16 protein-coding genes and 1 pseudogene are annotated in these 19,328 nt (G+C 59.1%); 10 read left to right on the top strand and 7 right to left on the bottom strand.

Annotated features, from left to right (window positions below; genetic code table 11):
- Positions 1-146: 146 nt before the first annotated feature.
- The gene (locus P0R31_RS15805) at positions 147-1,406 is read right to left on the bottom strand and encodes a hypothetical protein (RefSeq protein ID WP_275514800.1); all 1,260 of its coding nucleotides are present in this window, start codon (positions 1,404-1,406) and stop codon (positions 147-149) included.
- 292 nt (positions 1,407-1,698) lie between these two features.
- Here P0R31_RS15805 and P0R31_RS15800 point away from each other — a divergent pair, with 292 nt between their 5' ends.
- Together P0R31_RS15800 and fabF are read left to right on the top strand one after the other, a co-directional pair.
- Positions 1,699-3,768: a 3-hydroxyacyl-CoA dehydrogenase NAD-binding domain-containing protein gene (locus P0R31_RS15800; protein WP_275514799.1), complete on the top strand. Its 2,070-nt coding sequence runs from the start codon at positions 1,699-1,701 to the stop codon at positions 3,766-3,768.
- 391 nt (positions 3,769-4,159) lie between these two features.
- Positions 4,160-5,419, top strand: a complete 1,260-nt coding sequence (gene fabF / locus P0R31_RS15795; RefSeq protein ID WP_275514798.1) for a beta-ketoacyl-ACP synthase II — start codon at positions 4,160-4,162, stop codon at positions 5,417-5,419.
- Positions 5,420-5,470: 51 nt separating this feature from the next.
- On the opposite strand, the gene P0R31_RS15790 is transcribed toward fabF, so the two are convergent.
- Positions 5,471-6,646 carry a vWA domain-containing protein gene (locus P0R31_RS15790; RefSeq protein ID WP_275514797.1) on the bottom strand — a complete coding sequence of 392 codons (1,176 nt, stop codon included), beginning with the start codon at positions 6,644-6,646 and terminating at the stop codon, positions 5,471-5,473.
- 355 nt (positions 6,647-7,001) lie between these two features.
- Between P0R31_RS15790 and P0R31_RS15785 the strand changes: the two genes are divergently transcribed.
- The 5 genes from P0R31_RS15785 to P0R31_RS15770 all read left to right on the top strand — a co-directional run bounded on the left by P0R31_RS15785 (position 7,002) and on the right by P0R31_RS15770 (position 9,946).
- Positions 7,002-7,844: an AAA family ATPase gene (locus P0R31_RS15785; protein ID WP_275514841.1), complete on the top strand. Its 843-nt coding sequence runs from the start codon at positions 7,002-7,004 to the stop codon at positions 7,842-7,844.
- 80 nt (positions 7,845-7,924) lie between these two features.
- A complete protein-coding gene (locus P0R31_RS15780) occupies positions 7,925-8,524 on the top strand; it encodes a TetR/AcrR family transcriptional regulator (RefSeq protein ID WP_275514796.1) in 600 nt (199 codons plus the stop codon).
- 69 nt (positions 8,525-8,593) lie between these two features.
- Positions 8,594-9,025: a glutathione S-transferase N-terminal domain-containing protein gene (locus P0R31_RS41075; RefSeq protein ID WP_430516832.1), complete on the top strand. Its 432-nt coding sequence runs from the start codon at positions 8,594-8,596 to the stop codon at positions 9,023-9,025.
- Positions 8,914-9,225, top strand: a complete 312-nt coding sequence (locus P0R31_RS15775; protein ID WP_275514795.1) for a glutathione S-transferase family protein — start codon at positions 8,914-8,916, stop codon at positions 9,223-9,225. Before P0R31_RS41075 ends, P0R31_RS15775 begins: the two co-directional genes overlap by 112 nt.
- Entirely contained in the window at positions 9,155-9,946 is a 792-nt protein-coding gene (locus P0R31_RS15770) for an SDR family NAD(P)-dependent oxidoreductase (protein WP_275514794.1), read from the top strand. The genes P0R31_RS15775 and P0R31_RS15770 overlap by 71 nt, the downstream gene beginning before the upstream one ends.
- Before the next feature lie 100 nt (positions 9,947-10,046).
- On the opposite strand, the gene P0R31_RS15765 is transcribed toward P0R31_RS15770, so the two are convergent.
- The 3 genes and pseudogenes from P0R31_RS15765 to P0R31_RS15755 form a co-directional block, all read right to left on the bottom strand.
- Positions 10,047-10,994 carry a LysR family transcriptional regulator gene (locus P0R31_RS15765; protein WP_275514793.1) on the bottom strand — a complete coding sequence of 316 codons (948 nt, stop codon included), beginning with the start codon at positions 10,992-10,994 and terminating at the stop codon, positions 10,047-10,049.
- A 484-nt stretch (positions 10,995-11,478) separates the two neighbouring features.
- Positions 11,479-12,282, bottom strand: coding sequence for a glutathione S-transferase (locus P0R31_RS15760; RefSeq protein ID WP_275514792.1), 804 nt, complete (start codon positions 12,280-12,282; stop codon positions 11,479-11,481).
- A gap of 303 nt (positions 12,283-12,585) precedes the next feature.
- Positions 12,586-14,205 (bottom strand): annotated as a pseudogene (locus tag P0R31_RS15755) (long-chain-fatty-acid--CoA ligase); the annotation flags it as partial.
- Positions 14,206-14,412: 207 nt separating this feature from the next.
- On the opposite strand from P0R31_RS15755, the gene P0R31_RS15750 reads away from it, so the two are divergent.
- Both P0R31_RS15750 and P0R31_RS15745 read left to right on the top strand, forming a co-directional pair.
- Entirely contained in the window at positions 14,413-14,820 is a 408-nt protein-coding gene (locus tag P0R31_RS15750; protein WP_275514791.1) for a tautomerase family protein, read from the top strand.
- 69 nt (positions 14,821-14,889) lie between these two features.
- Positions 14,890-15,354: a YybH family protein gene (locus tag P0R31_RS15745; RefSeq protein ID WP_275514839.1), complete on the top strand. Its 465-nt coding sequence runs from the start codon at positions 14,890-14,892 to the stop codon at positions 15,352-15,354.
- A 137-nt stretch (positions 15,355-15,491) separates the two neighbouring features.
- On the opposite strand, the gene P0R31_RS15740 is transcribed toward P0R31_RS15745, so the two are convergent.
- Positions 15,492-15,758, bottom strand: coding sequence for a hypothetical protein (locus P0R31_RS15740; RefSeq protein WP_275514790.1), 267 nt, complete (start codon positions 15,756-15,758; stop codon positions 15,492-15,494).
- Between the two features lie 4 nt (positions 15,759-15,762).
- On the opposite strand from P0R31_RS15740, the gene P0R31_RS15735 reads away from it, so the two are divergent.
- Positions 15,763-16,860: an AraC family transcriptional regulator gene (locus P0R31_RS15735; RefSeq protein WP_275514789.1), complete on the top strand. Its 1,098-nt coding sequence runs from the start codon at positions 15,763-15,765 to the stop codon at positions 16,858-16,860.
- A 168-nt stretch (positions 16,861-17,028) separates the two neighbouring features.
- Here P0R31_RS15735 and P0R31_RS15730 read toward each other — a convergent pair whose 3' ends face one another.
- Positions 17,029-19,245 (bottom strand): 3-hydroxyacyl-CoA dehydrogenase NAD-binding domain-containing protein, encoded by a 2,217-nt coding sequence (locus tag P0R31_RS15730; protein ID WP_275514788.1) that lies wholly within the window; start codon positions 19,243-19,245, stop codon positions 17,029-17,031.
- Positions 19,246-19,328 lie beyond the last annotated feature (83 nt).

Genomic DNA, 19,328 nt, shown 5'->3' with positions numbered 1-19,328 from the left:
TCGAGCTATTTCGTTCCTTTTTAGAATTGACTGAACCATCATCTCGATGTCTTATTGCCGCACCTCCCGGTCCGGTCCAGGAGACGGCGAGATCTGGCTCGGACTCCTTAAACCGGCCGCGAAGGCGGCCGGTTTTTTTCAGTGTGTTATTCGGTGGGATGAAGGAGCCAGGCTCGTCTCGCAATATGCAGCATCTCCGTTTCACGGAGCTTAAGCCGATAAACTCTCGCTTTCGATCTTGGATAATGCTGGGCCGGGGAGGCTCTCAAGATCGCCGGAAGCGCGCTGAAGCCGAGCATCATGCCATTCGGTGCGGTCTCGGTTGGATCGAGACGGAAGGCCGGCGGCGAAGCAAGGCCGTCTCCCTCGTGATCACGGCTCCAGCCAAGGCGATCGAGCGCGGCTACAGGCGAGTGTTCGCCGGCGCGCCATTTCAACACTTCGATCGCGGATCGAAAAGCAAGTGTCACGCAATCGATGTCGTCGACAGATCGGTCGCCGACCATCTGCGCGTGATGGGTAACAGCCTGCAATACCTCTTCACGCGCGTGATCATGGCTCAGCGCGATAGCAGTCAAGCCAAAGAGAGCGTCATAAATCCGGAACGCGTGGCGCGCGGTGGCCAGCACCTGTAGATAACATTCGAAGACCGTCGGTCCGAACGCGATCGCCGACTTCGCTCCGGCCGCTGCCGACCATACCGTGCGCGCTCGCGTGAATCCCAAGCTAGGGGTCCACCCGTTCGAAGTCGACGATCTGGCCGCTTTAGCCAACGAATATTCAGGAGCGTCGCTGCTCATCAGGACGAAATGAGCCATGGTGTGAGTCATTGCGCAATATCCGCATTCACCGCCACTGGACGTGGCATTGGCTTCAACATTCTCGCACTCATGCAAGTCTTCCAGGGCCGCCAGATAGCGAGTTGCCAAGGCATATGCGAGCCCTTCGATAAGAGGCGCCCATCTGAATACGGACCGGAACTCTGTTCTGGACGGAAAGCGACCCGGAAGAACTAGTGGCGCGAGCAAATCGAGAGCGATATCTCTGCTTCTCGCTGTAAGAACATGCATCCGGCTTTGTAAGCCTGCGGATGTCATTAGCTTGTCGATCTCTTCACCCACCGGAACGCCGTGCTGACGAAACGGACGCAACCTCCCGGACGGGTCAATCTCAATCCCGGCCGGGACGGCCGGAATCTTCAGGACCACTGGTCGCGCCGACTCGCCGGCCGTCCGGATGCTTTCCCATGTTGTTGGCTCCATCTCTATGGCCAGTCCGATCGCCAATGTGTCGGCTAATCTCATCAGTTCGTCGGATCCATATGCAGCGATGATCGGACCGAAGTCATGAGACTTGTCTCCGGCCTCCGGGTTCTCTCGATCCGGAGGCAAAGGTCGTTGCTGCAATTCCCACCTCTTTGGCTTTCTCCTGGAAGCGTGAAACCGATCGTCGCGCATGACGAACAGAGCGATTTTCCGAGGATGAAACTAGGGTGGAAAGTAGGTGTGTTTCCTGCAACCGGGTCGAGCCGCGTATTTCGAGCACCGCCTAGTCAGAAATGAATAAGCGGTCATTCACGACGTGCAGTCGATTCTTCCTCCGAACTGTCCCTGCTTGCCGGCGTGCACTTGCATCATTCAGCCGGTTCTTTTATGGAACTTATAGGAAGGCTTCCGAAGAGAGCTATGGAGGAGATCAATGAGCACAGTCGTCAGCCTGAAGTCCCACGACGCCGTAGGCATCGTCACCATCGATAGTCCTCCGGTCAATGCGCTCAGTACAGCTGTACGCGGCGGCATTCTGGAGTGCGTCCAACAGGCCATTGCCGACCCCTCCATTCAGGCCATCGTGTTGACCTGCGCAGGACGGACCTTCATTGCCGGTGCCGACATCACGGAGTTCGGCAAGCCTCCGAAGAAGCCGGCCCTCGATGAGGTCCTGACCGCGATTGAGAGCAGCCCGAAGCCCGTCATTGCGGCCATCCACGGGACCGCCCTCGGTGGGGGGCTCGAGGTCGCCTTGGCGTGTCATTTGCGGGTGGCGGATAAGAATTCGAAGCTCGGGCTGCCCGAGGTCAAACTCGGACTATTGCCAGGCGCCGGCGGCACGCAGCGCCTTCCGCGCGCAGTGGGTCCAGAACTTGCCGCTAAGATGATCATCAGCGGCGATCCCATCGGAGCCGACGAAGCGCTTCAGAACGGATTGATCGAGGAGGTGGTCGAGGAGGCATCATCCGGCGGCGAAGCCTTCGCTCGAAAATTCCTTGCCGACAAGCGCCCGCTTCGCAGGTTGCGCGACGATGACACCAAGCTCGCCGCGGCTCGATCGGACCGCTCGATCTTCACCGGCGCTGTGGCTGCGATTACGAAAAAGGTCAGGGGGTTGGAAGCGCCGTTCGTTGCGGCCGACGCAATCGGCCATGCGCTCGATCTCCCCTTCGATCACGGGCTGAAGAAAGAACGAGAGCTGTTCCTCCGGCTGATGAGCAGCGAGCAATCGAAGGCTCTACGATACGCGTTCTTCGCCGAGCGAGAGGCAGCAAAGATCGCGGGCGTGGAGACCGGAACCAAGCCCCGTCCAGTCGAACATGTCGCCATCATCGGCGCCGGCACCATGGGAGGCGGCATCGCGATGTCATTCGCGAACGCAGGCGTTCCTGTCACTTTGGTGGAGACCGGCAAGGATCAGCTTGACCGCGGATTGGGCGTCATCCGCAAAAACTATGAATCCACCGCAGCGCGAGGCGGTATTCCCGCCGATGCGCCTGCAAAGCGCATGGCACTCATCGGCGGAGCCATCGGTCTCGAAAACATCGGGCAAGCCGACCTCATCGTAGAGGCTGTATTCGAAACCATGGCGATCAAGAAGGAGGTCTTCGGACAGCTCGACAAAATCGCGAAATCAGGCGCGATCCTGGCGACCAATACCTCCTTCCTGGACATCAATGAGATCGCCAAGGAAACCAAGCGTCCGCAGGACGTGGTCGGCATGCACTTCTTCAGCCCGGCGAATGTGATGAAGCTGTGCGAAATCGTCCGAACCAAGAGCACCGCGCCCGACACGCTGGTAACCGCAGTTTCATTGGCGCGGAAGATCGGAAAAGTGCCGGTGATCGTCGGTGTCTGCGACGGCTTCGTCGGCAACCGCATGCTCATGGCCCGGCAACATCAAGCCAGTCAGCTGCTTTTCGACGGCGCACTTCCTCAACAGGTCGACGCCGCCCTGACCAGATTCGGCATGCCGATGGGCCCGTTTGCGATGGGCGACCTGGCCGGATTGGATATCGGGTGGCGGTCGCGACAGGATCGTGGCATCAAATTGGAGATCGAAGACGCCTTATGTGAGGCTGGCCGCTTCGGACAAAAGACCGGAAAGGGCTTCTTCCGATACGAAAGCGGCTCGCGCGCGCCCCTTCCCGATCCGGAGGTCGAAAAACTGATCGATCAGACGTTGAAGCGTCTCGGGCGTAAGCGGCGCACGATCAGCGATGAGGAAATCCTGGAGCGGACGACATATGCGATGATCAACGAAGGAGCTCGAATCCTTGAAGAAGGCATTGCGGCTCGAGCAAGTGACATCGACGTGGTGTGGCTTTATGGGTACGGATGGCCAGTCTATCGTGGAGGTCCCATGTATTACGCCGACCATGTCGGACTGAAGACAATCGCTGACAAGCTGTCGGACTATGCGAAGGAAGCAAGCGATCCGTCGCTCGAGCCCGCACCGTTGCTGAAGAAGTTAGCCGATCAGAACGCGAAGTTTACCTGACCTGTCTGCTCCCGGAGTGAACCGACCCTGCTCGCCGAGAGGCTGACCCGTCTGGCGGCGAGTGGGCTCCCGACCGGCATTTCGAAGCTCTCGAGAAGTCCGAATGATATTGGCGAAAGCTCTCCGCGAGAGCTTCCGTCCCAGCGCTGAAACTAACCGTGATTGACCATTTTTTCTCAATAGTTACTTGATATTTCATAGCTGCTCTGGCAGTTTGGCTCGGCGTAGCTATTTGCAGGGGTAGAGCACGGCTCCCTATCACGGGTGAAGACGTCCCCCTCATCGCTGGAGAAGAAGTTCAGGAGGAACCGATACTGCTGACGCATGATCGGGATCTCCTCCCCTTAACTCTGGCAATAGACCATCGTATCTCCAAAAATCGGGTCCTTACATGCGCCGAATAGTAGTCACAGGAATGGGGCTGGTCTCTCCGCTCGGCTGCGGTACGGAGGTGGCGTGGTCCCGGCTGCTCGCGGGCAAGTCCGGGCTGACCATCCTGCCCGAGTGGGCTTCCTCGCTGCCGGGGAGAGTTGCCGGGCTGGTGCCGACCAAGGACGACGACGTCGATGGCGGCTTCGATCCGGATCTGACCATCCCGCCCAAAGAACAGCGGAAAATGGATCGGTTCATTCAGTTTGCGCTGGTGGCAGCTGCGGAGGCAGTCAAGCAGGCTGGCTGGTCGCCTGCGGACGAACGCTCTCAGGAGCGCACAGCGACGATCATCGCTTCCGGAATTGGAGGATTTCCGGCCATCGTCGAAGCGGTACGGACGACCGATCAACGTGGCATCCGCCGCCTGTCACCATTCACCGTGCCGTCCTTTCTGGCAAATCTCGCCGCCGGACATGTTTCGATACAGTACGGCTTCAAAGGGCCGATCGGCGCCCCGGTCACGGCGTGCGCCGCCGGCGTACAAGCGATCGGCGACGCGGCTCGATTGATCCGCGCGGGTGAGGCCGACGTGGCGGTCTGCGGGGGTGCCGAAGCCTGCATCGATCTCGTCAGCCTTGGAGGTTTCGCGGCGGCCCGCGCGATCTCGACCCGCTTCAATCACCGGCCCTCGCAGGCGTCTCGCCCGTTCGATCGGGACCGCGATGGCTTCGTCATGGGCGAAGGAGCTGGAATCCTGGTGATCGAAGATCTCGAGCACGCTCGAGCACGCGGGGCCCGGCCGATCGCCGAACTCGTTGGCTATGGAACTTCCGCGGACGCGCATCATATCACCTCGGGACCTGAGGATGGCTCGGGCGCCCGGCGCGCTATGGAAGCGGCCTTGCGGCAGGCCGAACTTTATCCCCGCAATGTGCAGCATCTCAATGCGCACTCGACCTCGACCCCGGTCGGCGACAACTCCGAGCTGGCCGCGATCAAATCCGTTTTCGGAGCCCACGGCGGCATCGCCGTCAGCGCGACGAAGTCGGCGACCGGTCATTTGCTGGGCGCTGCAGGGGGCGCCGAGGCCATTTTCGCGATCCTCGCCGTCCGAGACCAGATAGCCCCTCCCACTCTCAATCTGGAAAATCCAGACGAGGCAGCGGAAGGCGTCGATCTTGTCGGACCCAAGGCCCGAAATATGGCGATGGATCACGTGATCTCGAATGGTTTTGGATTTGGCGGCGTGAACGCCAGCGTCATCTTCAAGCGCTGGTAGGATGACGTACGCGCACTTCTCTTTGCTGAGTTCTAGCCCGTCAGCTCCGCTCTAATGCGTCAATTCCCTCATCGCCCCTTCTAGGCCGTCGATGGTGATCGGGAACATGCGGCCCGCAAAGATGCGCTTGATGATGGTGGTGGATTCCGAATAGTCCCAGTGCTTCTGCTGCACCGGGTTCAGCCACACCGTATGCGGGTAGGTGCGGATGATGCGATCGAGCCAGACCGAGCCGGACTCCTCGTTGACGTGCTCGACCGAGCCGCCGGGCACCATGATCTCGTAAGGCGACATCGAGGCATCGCCGACGAACACGACCTTGTAGTCGTGAGGGTATTTGTGCAGCACGTCCCAGGTCGGCGTGCGGTCGGTGAAGCGGCGCTTGTTCTGCTTCCACACGCCTTCATAGAGGCAGTTGTGGAAGTAGAAATACTCCATGTGCTTGAACTCGCTCTTCGCCGCCGAGAACAGCTCTTCGACCTGCTCGATATGCGCATCCATCGAGCCGCCGATGTCGAAGAACACCAGGAGCTTCACCGCATTGCGCCGCTCGGGCCGCATGTGCACGTCGAGATAGCCGTGATTGGCGGTCTCGCGGATGGTGGTGTCGAGATCGAGCTCGTCGGGCGCGCCGGTGCGGGCGAACTTGCGCAGGCGGCGCAGCGCCACCTTGATGTTGCGGATGCCGAGCTCGACATTGCCGTCGAGATCCTTGAACTCGCGCTTGTCCCACACCTTCACGGCGCGGTTGTTGCGGTTCTTCTCCTGGCCGATGCGCACGCCCTCGGGATTGTAGCCATGCGCGCCGAACGGCGAGGTGCCGGCGGTGCCGATCCATTTCGAGCCGCCCTGGTGCCGGCCCTTCTGTTCCTCGAGGCGCTTCTTCAGCGTCTCCATGAGCTTGTCCCAGCCCATGGCCTCGATCTGCTTCTTCTCTTCCTCTGTCAGGTACTTCTCGGCGAGCTTCTTCAGCCACTCCTCGGGAATTTCCGCCTTCTCCATGGCGTCGAGCAGGCTTTCCAGCCCCTTGAACACGGTGCCGAAGACGCGGTCGAACTTGTCGAGGTTGCGCTCGTCCTTCACCAGCGAGGCGCGCGACAGATAGTAGAAATTCTCGACCGTGTAGTCCGCAAGGTCGGCGTCGAGCGCCTCCATCAGCGTGAGGTATTCGCGCAGCGTCACGGGGACCTGCGCATCGCGCAGAGAGGTGAAGAATTGCAGGAGCATGATAGATGGACCATCCGAGTAGCCGACCAAAACTATCCCGGATCTTGGCGCGCCCGATCGACAAACAAGAATAGGCTCGCTTCATCGGTGAATAGCCCCGCGCGTTGATTCTTGCTCCGCCGATGGTCGATCAATTACCCTGAATGAGTGAGGCACAAAGCATTTGAAATCATGCGACTTTAATCACGTCGGCCGCGCTCGAGCAGATACCCGTAACTTGTCGGCTTTGCATGCGAGTCACTCCATGATCATCAGCTGGCGGAAGTGGCCGAGCACTTGATTCCCTTGCAAAACTGCCGCTATTCAATTCAGATCACATCTTCGCGTATCATCCACTCGAACAAATCTGATGGCCATGAAATTCACTGGGACGAAGAACTACGTCGCAACCGACGATCTCAAGGTGGCCGTCAATGCCTCGATCGTGCTCGAGCGCCCGCTCCTCATCAAGGGCGAGCCCGGCACCGGCAAGACGGTGCTGGCGGAGGAAGTGGCGAAGGCGCTGAACGCGCCGCTTCTGACCTGGCATATCAAGTCCACCACCAAGGCGCAGCAGGGCCTCTACGAATACGATGCGGTGTCGCGGCTGCGCGACAGCCAGCTCGGCGATGCGCGCGTATCCGACATCCGGAACTACATCAAGCGCGGCAAGCTGTGGGAGGCCTTCACGGCCGAGCAGCGCCCGGTGCTGCTGATCGACGAGATCGACAAGGCCGACATCGAATTCCCGAACGACCTGCTGCTCGAGCTCGACCGCATGGAATTCCATGTCTACGAGACCGGCGAGACGATCAAGGCGAAGCAGCGCCCGATCATGATGATCACCTCCAACAACGAGAAGGAGCTGCCCGACGCGTTCCTGCGCCGCTGCTTCTTCCACTACATCAAGTTCCCCGATGCCGACACGATGGGCCGCATCGTCGACGTCCACTTCCCCGGCATCAAGAAGCGCCTGGTCGAGGAAGCGCTGCGCATCTTCTTCGAGGTGCGCGAGGTGCCCGGCCTGAAGAAGAAACCGTCGACCTCGGAGCTGCTCGACTGGCTCAAGCTGCTGCTGAACGAAGACATGAGCGTCGAGCAACTCCGCGAACGCGACCCGCGCAAGCTGATCCCGCCGCTGCATGGCGCGCTGCTGAAGAACGAGCAGGACGTGCACCTGTTCGAGCGGCTGGCGTTCCTCGGCCGGCGAGAGGTCTAGCCATTCAAGAATTCGATATTGGCCGTCAGCCGGAGTTCTTGATATTCAGGTCTCCGATTGTTCTGACCGGAGACGATGAGATGGGCCACTCCCAAGCGGACAAAGCGAAGAGTCGGGAGCGTATCCTGCATGCCGCCGCAGTCCAGATCCGGGAGTTGGGATTGGACGGCCTCAGCATTGCCGAGCTCATGAAATCGGCAAAGTTGACGCACGGCGGGTTCTACGGGCATTTTGATTCGCGGGATCAGCTGATCTCCGAAGCTTTGGCAAAGGCCCTCTCGGAAGGTGGCCCGGAATCAGCGCGCGTGGGAAGCGCGAGGGGTCCACGCAATCTCAAAGCGCTGCTAAACACCTATCTCAGCAAGGCGCACCGAGACGATCTGAGTGTGGGATGTGCAGTAGCGGCGCTGGCTGGAGACGTTGCGCGAAGCGATCGAAGAACGCGCGACGTCATGACGAGCTATCTCTCCGAGTACTTCGACAAAGTGGCTAACCTGGTGGAAGGCGATCACCCTGACGAATCCGCCATTGCCATCGTCTGCACAATGGTCGGAGCGGTCGCTCTTTCGCGAGTCGCGAGAGATCGTCCGATGTCTGACAAGATATTGCGCGCGGCCCAACGAAGCATTCTCAATCTTTTGGAACGCCGCGAGCAGCTGAAGAATAGCAGATCTATTTGACGGAGCTCGGCGGATGCATCGAAGTTCAAGGCCGCGATCGCTCCCAGGCCCGAAGGAAAGAAGACGGCGATGAAGCTCTACGATTTCGAACCAGCAGCGAGCGCTCAACGCGTTCGTGTCTTCCTGGCCGAGAAGGGGCTCGAACTACCAACCGAACAACTGAACGTCCGAGAAGGGGCGCAGTTCACCCCCGCCCTGACCGAGATGAATCCGTTTCATTGCGTCCCCTTCTTGGAGTTGGACGACGGCACGGTCATCGCGGAGTCCCTGTCGATTTGCCGCTATCTCGAAGAAGTATACCCGTCCCCCCTCTTTTTGGCCGCACGAGCACCGAGCGCGCCGTCGTCGACATGTGGTTGCGGCGGTTCGAACTGGATGGCCTTGTTCCGATGCTGCATGCCACGCGCAATTTCCTGCCTGTGTTCGCCGGTAGAGTTGTGCCGGGCACCCGGAATGGTCTGCCGCAATTGCCCGCCCTGGTCACTCGTGGGCGCGAAATGATGGAAATCTTTCTCGGTCGCGTGGAGCCGCACATGGCCAGGAATGCCTTCGTCACCGGTCCCCAGTTCAGCGCCGCAGATATCACCGGCTTCTTCGCCATACGCTCGGCCAACGCGCTGAACATGGATATTGGCGCGCGCTATCCTGCCGTCGCAGCCTGGTTTACCAAAGTTTCGGCGCGCCCGTCCTTTCAGCTCTGAGGAGGCCCATATGAACACTCCAGTTTGCCTCGTCACCGGGGTCGGTCCTGAGCACGGCACTGGCGCGGAGATCGCCAGGCGTTTCAGCGAGGGCGGCTATCGGGTCGCAATGATAGCCCGCAATGCGGAGAACCTCCGTAACCTCGCATCGAAGTACGAGGGCGCGCGCGCTTATCCTTGCGATGTCGGTGATCTCAAGGCGTTGCTCCAGACGCTCGCCCTCATCAGGACCGAGATGGGTGCTCCCCAAGTCGTCGTTCACAATGCTCTTCGTGCAACGCGGGGAAGTATCCTTGCCATGGACCCCGACGATTTGGAGAAGAACTTCCGGGTCAATACCACCGCGCTACTCCATCTCTCCCGCGAGACCATTCCGCAGATGCTGGAGGCCGGGAAAGGCGTCATCCTGGTCACGGGCAACACGTCCGCCTTTCGTGGAAAGGCCAACTGGGGCTTCTTCGCTTCAACCAAAGCGGCCCAGCGCATTTTGGCCGAATCGATGGCGCGCGAGTTCGGGCCGAAGGGCATTCATGTCGCATACTTCATGATCGACGCAGCGATCGACCCTCCCCGCACCCGCCCGATTTTGGCGGCGGACAAGCCCGACGATTTCTTCGCAAAACCTGCCGCCATAGCGGAGGAGATGTTTCGGGTCGCCCACCAGGATCGGTCGACCTGGTCATTCCTTGTCGAACTACGCCCGTTCGGCGAGAGTTGGTAAGGGTAACCGAACTGCCGAGCGTGACGGATCAGATCGTCAAGCTTGCTCCGGCGTCGGTTCCGCGCAGACGAGCTAAGGTGCCAGGGCTAATTAGACTGGATCACGCAACCCGCTGCAATCGCTTCTGAGCCGACTTCTGACCGACGAACCACGACTTGGTGTCGGTCAATTCTGCTTCCAGAAAGCGCCAGACCTGCTTGGTCATCTTTCTGAGGTCGCTTTCGCGACGGCGGAGCAGCCATAAATCCAGAATGGCCGTGTCGTCCGGAAGCACACGCACCAAGCCTTCGGCTAAGGCAAACGGAACCGGCAGAAACGCCAGGCCAAGTCCTTCCGCCGTCGCAGCAAAATGATTGACGACCGGCATGAGCTTCAATGCACTTCGGGCGTTCGCAGCCGAATTGAAGGCCGTCAACAACGTGATGTGACTCGTGCGTTCGTTGTGAAGCCTGCCGTACTCGGCCGTGCTTCCGATCAGCTCGTGGTCGCCCAGTTCGTTCAGCGACCTCGGTGCACCACGCTCTGTCAAATAGCTGTCGGATGCAAACAAACCAAAAGCGATGGTTCCGACGCGGCGACCGATGAGCTCGCTGTCACCCGGATGTCCTATCCGAATGACCAGGTCGAGATCGCTGGTGGCAAGGTTCTGCTGCTCGACAGTGGAATTGATCTCAAGTCGGATCTGAGGATTCAGCGCACGCAACTTCTTGACCCGAGGCAGCAGCCAGTGCTTCGTGAGGCCTTCAGTCGCGGAAATCTTGACGGCGATCGAACGGTCGCCGACACGCAGGGACAGATCCCGGTGAAACTCCTCGAAAGAACGAACCATCTCATCCGCCGAGCGGAGAAGGTCCTGTCCCTCCTGGGTCAATTTCACTCCGGACGAGACCCGAAAGAACAGCGGCGCACCGATATTCCGCTCCAACTCCTTCAAGCGCCTGCTAAGAGTCGGCTGGCTCATACCCAAGTCCCGTGCGGCCCTATTGACGCTTCCGGTGCGCGCCACCGAAAAGAAGAGCCTGAACAGATCCCAATTGGTTTCGGTCAAGCGAGGTTTGTGTGGGGTAGCCGCCTCCTTCCCCGTGCTTCGGGGCTCCCCTTCGGAGCAAGGTCCGCCGCGCGCAGCTTCGCCACCCACTACGTTCTCCATTTCCACCCCTTCGAGACATGTCCGAGCGGAGATAACATGACGCCCGTCATCTTTCGCTCAGGATGATGCTTGTCATGCAGAACGTCAAGCGGGGGATTGAACACAAATCGGTGGGAAGCAACAATTGAACAAGGGTTCACTGTTCAGGGTTGTGAAGGCTGTGAGAGAGCACACCGGCTGGTTAGCTTCAGCTGTGTGGGTCCTTTGCGCAATAGCGCCGAATTCGGCTCCCCTGGTTGAGTTGTTCTGCCCGACAAGCTTTGTAAGGCCCCTTACACCTTCCAGACGAACTGTCTGAGAAACTCTGGCGACGCCCTTAAGTACGAGTTCATAAACCGCGAACGCGGCGAGTTGAGTTGTGCACATCCTACATACCGTCGCGTCAGGCTTCCGCCGCGGACAGTTTATCTACGTATGGCCCAAGGTCTGCAGCGAAATGCTCGTGCCTCAACAAACGACCGAAGTGTCTCATCATGCGTGGATACTCGTTGCGGACACCACGATGGAGTATTCTGCTTAGGCCCAGCTCTTCCAGCTGACGCGCTCGACAATGTTCGTTCATGAAAAGAGCGAACTCGGTGGCGAAGCAGATATCGGCAAGGGAAATGTTGTCGCCGACCAGCACCCCACGGGCGGGCGAAAGCGCTTGCTCGAGTCCGGAGGCGTAGATCGAGAAAGCTTCTTGAGCCCTCGCGTGGATTGCCGCGTCTAGTGTCCCGTTTGACAGCGCGAGAAGGTAGATCTGAGCATCCCGCGCGAAAATCAGACTTACATCCAGGAAGCTGTCGATCCTGGAAGTCTCGTAAGCATCCTGCCCATAGAGAGGGAAATCGGTCTTGCTCAGGCGTGCCACCGCCCGCATGATGCTATTCGATTCGAAGATGCCGATTTTTCCGCCGGGAGCGAACGCGGCGGGAGCGTTGCCGAACGGGTGGGCATCCATGAACGCTTCTGTCTTGAACAGGCGTTCTCCTGTCATCCCTACCCTGCCAGTCCGAGCGAGCGGCGAGTACGCATGCCATTCGTAGGAGGCTACGGGGGCGGCATTGTAATCCCAGAGCCAGCCCTTCAACTCTTTCGCAGGGGCACCTCTAATCTCGATTTCAACTCCTGCAAATCTGCCCGCGATGGTCGCCTTCCAAACTCTCGGATTCGGCAAATATGAAAAGATACGAAGGTCAGCCATTGTAAGCCACTCAGAGATTCGGTTCCCTCGGACGTGTCAGAGGACCAAAGGCCTAGCGGAATTCCCAGCAATCAAAAATCTGCATATCGCCCTAGCCACCAATGAATAACAGCCGCGAATTGCTATAGGCGGTGTGCGTCACCGCAGGATCCATCTGATTCATCGTGGTCCGAAATGGCCTACAGAAATGCGGTGAACTTGATCCGATCACGGAACGACCTCGCGCAGTGACGGATCTCAATTGTGAGGGTCAGCTCGCCCCGACCTGGACGTTTCGCCATCCGCTGGCGGCCGGGAGGAACCCGATGCGCTGGGAAGTTGGTGGTTGCGGTAACGCTCACGAAGCTCTGACTTCTTGACCTTCCCCGTCGCCGTATGGGGGATCGAATCCATCACAACGTCATCAGGCATCCACCACTTCGCAATCTTGCCCTCGAGGTACGAAAGAATGGCACCTTTGGACGCCTCCGCGCCCGGCTTGATCTGGACCACGAGCAGCGGCCTTTCGCCCCATTTTGGGTGAGGGACGGCAATCACCGCAACCTCCTGCACGGCAGGGTGCGCGGCGGCAACATTCTCGATCTCGATCGACGATATCCATTCGCCGCCCGACTTGATAACGTCCTTGGATCGATCGGTTATCCGCATGTATGCGTGCTCGTCGATCGTCGCGACGTCACCTGTGTCGAAATACCCCTCCTCGTCCAGGATTCGGTCATTCAAGCCAAAATACGCCTTAGCGACGCTCGGGCCACGCACCTTCAGTCTACCGAATGCTTTTCCGTCGCGAGGAAGATTATTGCCGAAGTCATCGGTGATCTTCATCTCGACGAGAAACGGTGCAAAGCCCTGACTTGAAAGCTGGGCAAGCTTTTCAGCGCCATCCAACTTCTCGAACGGCGGCTTCAGACACCCGATCGATCCGACAGGCCCCATCTCCGTCATACCCCAGCCCTGTCGTGCATCGATCCCCATCCGCTGGAAGCCTTCGATCATTGCGGGCGGAGGCGCTGCCCCGCCGATCGTCAAATTTCTGAGCGACGGCAGTCGCAAATTTTCAGATTCCATATGCTGTTGGAGCATGAGCCAGACCGTCGGCACGCCGGCCGTCGACGTGACGTCTTCGTCCCTGAGCAGTTCATATACGGACGGGCCATCGAGCTTCGCGCCCGGAAACACGATCTTGCTGCCCACCATTGGCGCCTGGAATACGTAAGCCCAGCTATTGGCGTGGAATAACGGCACAATTGGCAGGACGGTATCGTTACAGCTTAAACCCATCACGTCTGCTTGGGCGGTCATCAACGACTGAAGTACGTTTGACCGATGAGAATACAGCACGCCCTTCGGATTTCCCGTCGTGCCTGACGTATAGCACAGGCCGGCAGCCGTATTCTCGTCAAAGCACTTCCAGCCAAAGTCGCCGTCGACGCTATCGATCCAGTCCTCGTACGCTACGGCATTCCGCAAGGACGTGTTCGGCATATTCTTGCGATCCGTCAGTATGACGAACCGCTCGATTGATTCGAGCTGCGGCGATAGCTTCTCGAGAAGCGGTATGAATGTGACGTCAGCACAGAGCATTCTGTCCTTTGCGTGATTGATAATCCATGCGATCTGTTCGGGAAACAGGCGGGGATTCACCGTGTGGCAAATGGCGCCGAGCCCCATGATTCCATACCAGAGCTCCATGTGTCGCCAAGTATTCCAGGCCAGTGTCGCGACCCGATCACCAAGCACAATGCCGTCGCGATCCAGCCGCTGGGCAACTCTTAGCGCACGTTTTCTGATTTCACCGTAATTGGTCCGATGGATCGGCCCCTCGATCGACCGCGTCACGACCTCGCGATTGGGATGACAAGCTGCGGCGTGATCAATGATCCGCTGACATAGCAATGGCCAGTCTTGCATCAAGCCCAACATGGATCCCTCCGATAAGTCCTCCCACGTCCGTTCAATCGGACGCGTGTGTTGCTTCATTTTGAGCATGAGGCGGTCACGCGGCAAAACATAAACATGGGGGTTGGCGCGCAACGTCAAATTTTTGGCGCGCGCGGCCATAGAAGCCGCCTCGCCACGGCGTGATATTTCTCAGCAAATCTCAAAAACAGCGCAACGGTAGGAAACGACATGCCAATCTACATCATCACAAGTCAACGCGGCACGATCAGCTCCGAGCAGAAGTATGAGCTCGCCGAGGCGCTGGTCGAAATGCACTTGCGCGTGGCGGGCGGAGCCAGATGGCTGGTCAACGTCGTCTTTCAGGAATCGGAAAGCATCTTTGTGGGGGGAGCGCCCGCAAAGAGATTGCTGATAGCGACAACGATTCGCGAAGGGCGAAACGACGAGGCCAAAGCGAAACTCCTCGCCGAGTACTCATCCCTTGTATCGCGCGTGCTGGATGTCCCGACCTCGGATATCATCGCCGGCCTTGATGAAGTAAATCCGGACAACGTAATGGAGGCCGGATTCATTCTTCCAAAGGTCGGGGAAGAAGAGGCGTGGATGAAGAAAGTCCTGGCTTCTCAAAGACATTGATGGCGATCGGATCAAGCGAAACGCTTCGGCATGGTGATCGACGACAGCTTATGGGCGGCATAATTGTCGATGCAGACGGATATCGAAGCGCCTTTAGCTGGAATCGACCTTGTCAGGGAGGACGCTATGGCCGCAAGGACGCTCGAACAGGCAGTAATGCAGAATCACGCCGCGCTGGACGCGATGGTGAAGGGTGACTGCTCCGGCTACGTCGCCCTGCTCTCTGATCGTGATGACGTGACCTGGGGCAACCCGTTCGGCCCCTTCGCGCGAGGCCGCGCAAACGTCGAGGCCACTCTGGCCGGCGCGGCGGCGCGCATGCGGGGCGGCAGGGCGGCCGGTGCCGATCACGTCGCGACATACCTGGCCGACAAGCTCGCCGTGGTGGTCGAGGTGGAACACGCCGAAACCATGGCTGGCGGCGCGGACGCCCCCTCGCCGGCGGCGCTCCGGGTCACGAGCGTCTGGCGGCTGGAGGGCGATGCTTGGAAGCTTGTCCATCGGCACGCCGACCCAATCACGACGCCCCGCTAAGCCATTCCCGTGATTTCAGCCTAGCGCCTCGGGCCTGAAGAATTCGCACGAATGATGATTGACTGGATATCGGCCGGTTACAAGACGCTGTAGTGGACGATGCGCCACGTTGAAAGTTTAGATCTTGTCGCTCGGACCTACCACACGGAAACAGAAGCGCCGCAACCTGTTGGCGCCCTTTCCCGCAGCTTGCCTGACCCGCCAATCTGCTCGACCTTTGCCAGGTGATCTTCAACCCGAGCGCAAGCAAAACAGAGCCTCGCCCCGAATGGCAACAGCAAGCGGGCGCCGGTCACATCCGACCACCAAAGTGAGGCTTTCAAAAAACAATCGCCGGCGCAATAAAAGGGCATGGCGATCTTGGACAGGAAATTGATATGATGGAGCACCACATGGAGAACCATCCCCTTGACAGCTCTCACAGTGGCCTCATGCTGGTTTAACGCCATTCTCGACGGCCTTGAACGGCAGGGGCTGGAGAGAACGCAGCTGACGCTGGGGGTTCGCGGCATCGTCGACGGCAGATTTCCGGACACGAGCCGCATTGAGCTTTCTTCAACGAGAACCGTCTGGCGCCGCGCCCGGCTTCTTTCGGGGGACCCCTTACTTGGAGTTAAAGTCGGAAGCAGCTTACCCATTCACGCTACCAATGTGATCGCGGTCATCACTGCGCATAGCCCAACCTTTGGCGAAGCAATTCAACACCTGTTGCGGTACCAGGCTTTGCTGAGCGAGGGCGGCCAGTTCACGACGCAACAGGTGGGAGGCGTAGTGCGGATGCTCTACAAGCCCAATCAGGACCCAATATCGATGGATTCGCTCCACACCGATGCCATCATCGCCTGTTTCTTAGCCAGCAGCCCGAAGCCCGCACTTGCCCACCTTGTAGGCCGGCCAGAGGCTGATCAGCGTTCGTTCGCCCAAATCCTGAATTGCGACGTTTGCTTTGGCGCTCCATACGCGGCTATCGACTACGACACCCAGGCACTAAACGCCAACAAGTCCGGGGCAGATAGAGCCTTGTGCGATATCAATATCGCCTATGCTGAGACGCTGCTGAACGCTCTGCGTAGAATGGATGCCCTCTGCCAAAGGGTGCAGGCGGCGATCGGGAAGCTCGGCGCCAGTGCAGCCAGTATCGAGTCCGTTGCCTGCGAGGTCGGCTGCTCACCGCGCACGCTCCAACGGCGTTTGAGTTCAGCTGGCACCAGCTTCTCCGAACTGTTCGAGGCCTATCGGATGGGGGAGGCCATCATCATGCTCTCCGAGACAGATTTCGGTGTTTCTCGTATCGGTCACCTGCTTGGCTACTCGGAAGCGAGCACATTCTCCCGCGCCGTTTCGCAATGGTGCGGACTATCTCCCCGCCAAATCAGGAAACAGCGGAACAGCGATATCGGTCGAATTCGCGATACGCACCAACCGCTATCCCGCACAGCGAGCAACGCCGTTGGAACGTCTCGGACGAGGGGCGTCAAACGGCCGAGCTCCCTGCTTACCGTGTGATATGCTCGCTTCATCACACCTGCATCAAAACAGCCGCTCCCTCGATTTCTGCCAACGCGGCGCCGCGTAAAGCGTTGCCTCACGTCGACAATCAAGCGGACTGCTCGATCAACGGGGCATCGGATTGGCCGTTGCCCCGCCACGATGGAGGAAAGGACGTCGACGCAGTTACGCCGCGGCCGCCTTCTTCGGCGTGAAGCGACCGTAGAATGTGTCGCCTTTAGCGGCCATTTCGATCAGGAGCTTCGGCGGAGTGAAGCGCGAGCCATATTTCTTCTCGAGCTTCAAACACAGCTCGACGAACTTTTTCGTACCCATGAAGTCGATGTAGGACAGCGTGCCCCCTGTGAACGGCGGGAATCCGAATCCGAGGATCGAGCCGACGTCGGCCTCTCGCGGATCGGTGATGACGCCATCCTCCACGGTGCGCGCGGCTTCCACCGCCTGGACCACGAGAAACCGCTGCTTCAACTCCTCGACGTCGAGCGTATCCGGATCGAGCCGCTTGGGCTGCAGCACGGTCAACTCCGGCCATAGCTTCTTCTGTCCCATGCCCTTCTCTGGGTAATCATAAAAGCCCTTGCCATTCTTCCGACCGAGGCGTCCGCGCTTTTCCACCATTTCGATCAGCAACTTCTTATGATCCTGATTGACCGCCTGCGTGCCGACATCCGCTTCGGTGGCCCTCAGGATCTTGAGCCCAAGATCGAGAGCGGTTTCATCACTGAGCGAGAGCGGACCGACCGGCATGCCGGCCATCTTGGCGACGTTCTCGATCATGGCGGGCGGCACGCCTTCCAGCAGCATCTCGTACCCTTCGAAGATGAAGAGCATCACGCAACGGTTGGCGTAGAAGCCGCGCGAGTCATTGACGACGATCGGAGTCTTCTTGATCTGCCGCACGTAGTCGAGAGCGGTAGCCAACGCTACGTCCCCGGTGTTCTCTCCAACGATAATTTCCGACAGCATCATCTTCTCGACTGGAGAGAAAAAGTGAATTCCGATGAATCTCGACGGATCCTTGAACTCCTCGGCCAGCGAATTGATCGGCAGCGTGGAGGTGTTCGACGCGAAAATCGCGCCCTTCTTCAAAAGCGGCTGCGCTTTGGCGTAGGTCTCTGCCTTGACTTTCCGATCTTCGAACACCGCCTCGATCACCAGGTCGCAATCGCCTATCGCATTGTAATCTGCGGTAGCGGTAATGCGCGACAGGATCGCCTGGCCGTCGGCTTGATTCATTCGGCCCTTGGAAACCGCCGCATCGACGTTCGCCTGGGCGTGGCCCCTGCCCTTGTCCGCCGAGGCCTGGTCGCGATCGATCAGCACCACATCGATGCCTGCCTGCGCGGAAATATAGCCCACGCCAGCGCCCATAAAACCCGCGCCGATGACTGCAAGCTTGTTCACCTTGGTCGGCGGCACATTCTGCGGACGGCGCGCACCCTTGTTCAGATCCTGCATCGATATGAAGAGCGAGCGGATCATCGCCGCCGCTTCCTTCGAACGCAGAATCTTGGTGAAGTGCCGCGATTCGACGCGCAGCGCCGAATCCATCGGCAGCTGTAGGCCTTCGTAGACGCACTGCAGGATTGCGCGTGCGCCAGGATAGTTATCGTAAGTCTCCTTGCGCAGCATCGCGGTCGCCGGCTGGAAGAACTGCAGTCCCGTTTTCGAGTAGACCGCACCACCAGGCAACTTGAAATCCTTCTGATCCCACGGCGCCACCGCCTTGCCGCCGGCCTTGATCCAGTCCTTGGCCTTTTGAATCAGATCCCCAGCGGGCACTACCTCGCCGATGATACCGCGGGCTTGGGCCTTCTTGACATCAATCGCCTCGCCCTTGAACAGCATCTGCACGGCGTCCATGGTCGGCATCAGGCGCGGCAATCGCTGCGTGCCGCCGGCGCCTGGGAAAATTCCAATCTTGACCTCAGGCAGCCCCACACGGGTCTTCGGATTGTCTGACGCGATGCGGTGGTGACAGGCAAGCGCCAGTTCGAAGCCGCCGCCGAGCGCCGTTCCATTGATCGCGGCAACCCACGGCTTGCCACCGACCTCAATATTTCGGAACGATTGCGACAATTTGCGCGCCTCGCCGAACATGTATTGGTTCGCCACTTCCTCGCCTTGCGACTTCAACATCGCCGCGTGGGTGCGATTCATCGCTTCGAGCATCGTCAGATCCGCGCCGGCGCAGAAGGCATCTTTGCCGGATGTGATGACGACGCCGTTCACCGCAGCGTCCGACGTCAGTTGCTCGATGATGGCGCTGAGCTCGGTTCCCGACGTCTCGTCGATGACGTTCATCGACTTTCCGGGAATATCCCAAGTCACCAGCGCAATGCCGTCATCGTCGGTCTCGATCCTGAAATTCTTGTAGGCCATGTGATCGCTCCATCCTTGCCATCATCCAGAGGCACACTCGCTGCTCGCGAGGCTCCCAAGGATGTCATGATTTAGATTCTCGA

The organism is Bradyrhizobium yuanmingense (genome assembly GCF_029167105.1).
Taxonomy (GTDB): domain Bacteria; phylum Pseudomonadota; class Alphaproteobacteria; order Rhizobiales; family Xanthobacteraceae; genus Bradyrhizobium; species Bradyrhizobium yuanmingense_A.
Note: the sequence above shows the minus strand (reverse complement) of the source record. Positions and strands in the feature narration are given on the sequence as shown.

Excerpts from the sequence above, each read along its gene's own strand:
- P0R31_RS15800 (WP_275514799.1), top strand. The coding sequence starts at position 1,699 with ATGAGCACAGTCGTCAGCCTGAAGTCCCACGACGCCGTAGGCATCGTC.
- P0R31_RS15780 (WP_275514796.1), top strand. The coding sequence starts at position 7,925 with ATGGGCCACTCCCAAGCGGACAAAGCGAAGAGTCGGGAGCGTATCCTG.
- P0R31_RS15745 (WP_275514839.1), top strand. The coding sequence starts at position 14,890 with ATGCAGACGGATATCGAAGCGCCTTTAGCTGGAATCGACCTTGTCAGG.
- P0R31_RS15730 (WP_275514788.1), bottom strand. The coding sequence starts at position 19,245 with ATGGCCTACAAGAATTTCAGGATCGAGACCGACGATGACGGCATTGCG.
- P0R31_RS15790 (WP_275514797.1), bottom strand. The coding sequence starts at position 6,646 with ATGCTCCTGCAATTCTTCACCTCTCTGCGCGATGCGCAGGTCCCCGTG.
- P0R31_RS15775 (WP_275514795.1), top strand. The coding sequence starts at position 8,914 with ATGCTGCATGCCACGCGCAATTTCCTGCCTGTGTTCGCCGGTAGAGTT.
- P0R31_RS15740 (WP_275514790.1), bottom strand. The coding sequence starts at position 15,758 with ATGGTTCTCCATGTGGTGCTCCATCATATCAATTTCCTGTCCAAGATC.
- fabF (WP_275514798.1), top strand. The coding sequence starts at position 4,160 with ATGCGCCGAATAGTAGTCACAGGAATGGGGCTGGTCTCTCCGCTCGGC.
- P0R31_RS15750 (WP_275514791.1), top strand. The coding sequence starts at position 14,413 with ATGCCAATCTACATCATCACAAGTCAACGCGGCACGATCAGCTCCGAG.
- P0R31_RS41075 (WP_430516832.1), top strand. The coding sequence starts at position 8,594 with ATGAAGCTCTACGATTTCGAACCAGCAGCGAGCGCTCAACGCGTTCGT.
- P0R31_RS15760 (WP_275514792.1), bottom strand. The coding sequence starts at position 12,282 with ATGGCTGACCTTCGTATCTTTTCATATTTGCCGAATCCGAGAGTTTGG.
- P0R31_RS15785 (WP_275514841.1), top strand. The coding sequence starts at position 7,002 with ATGAAATTCACTGGGACGAAGAACTACGTCGCAACCGACGATCTCAAG.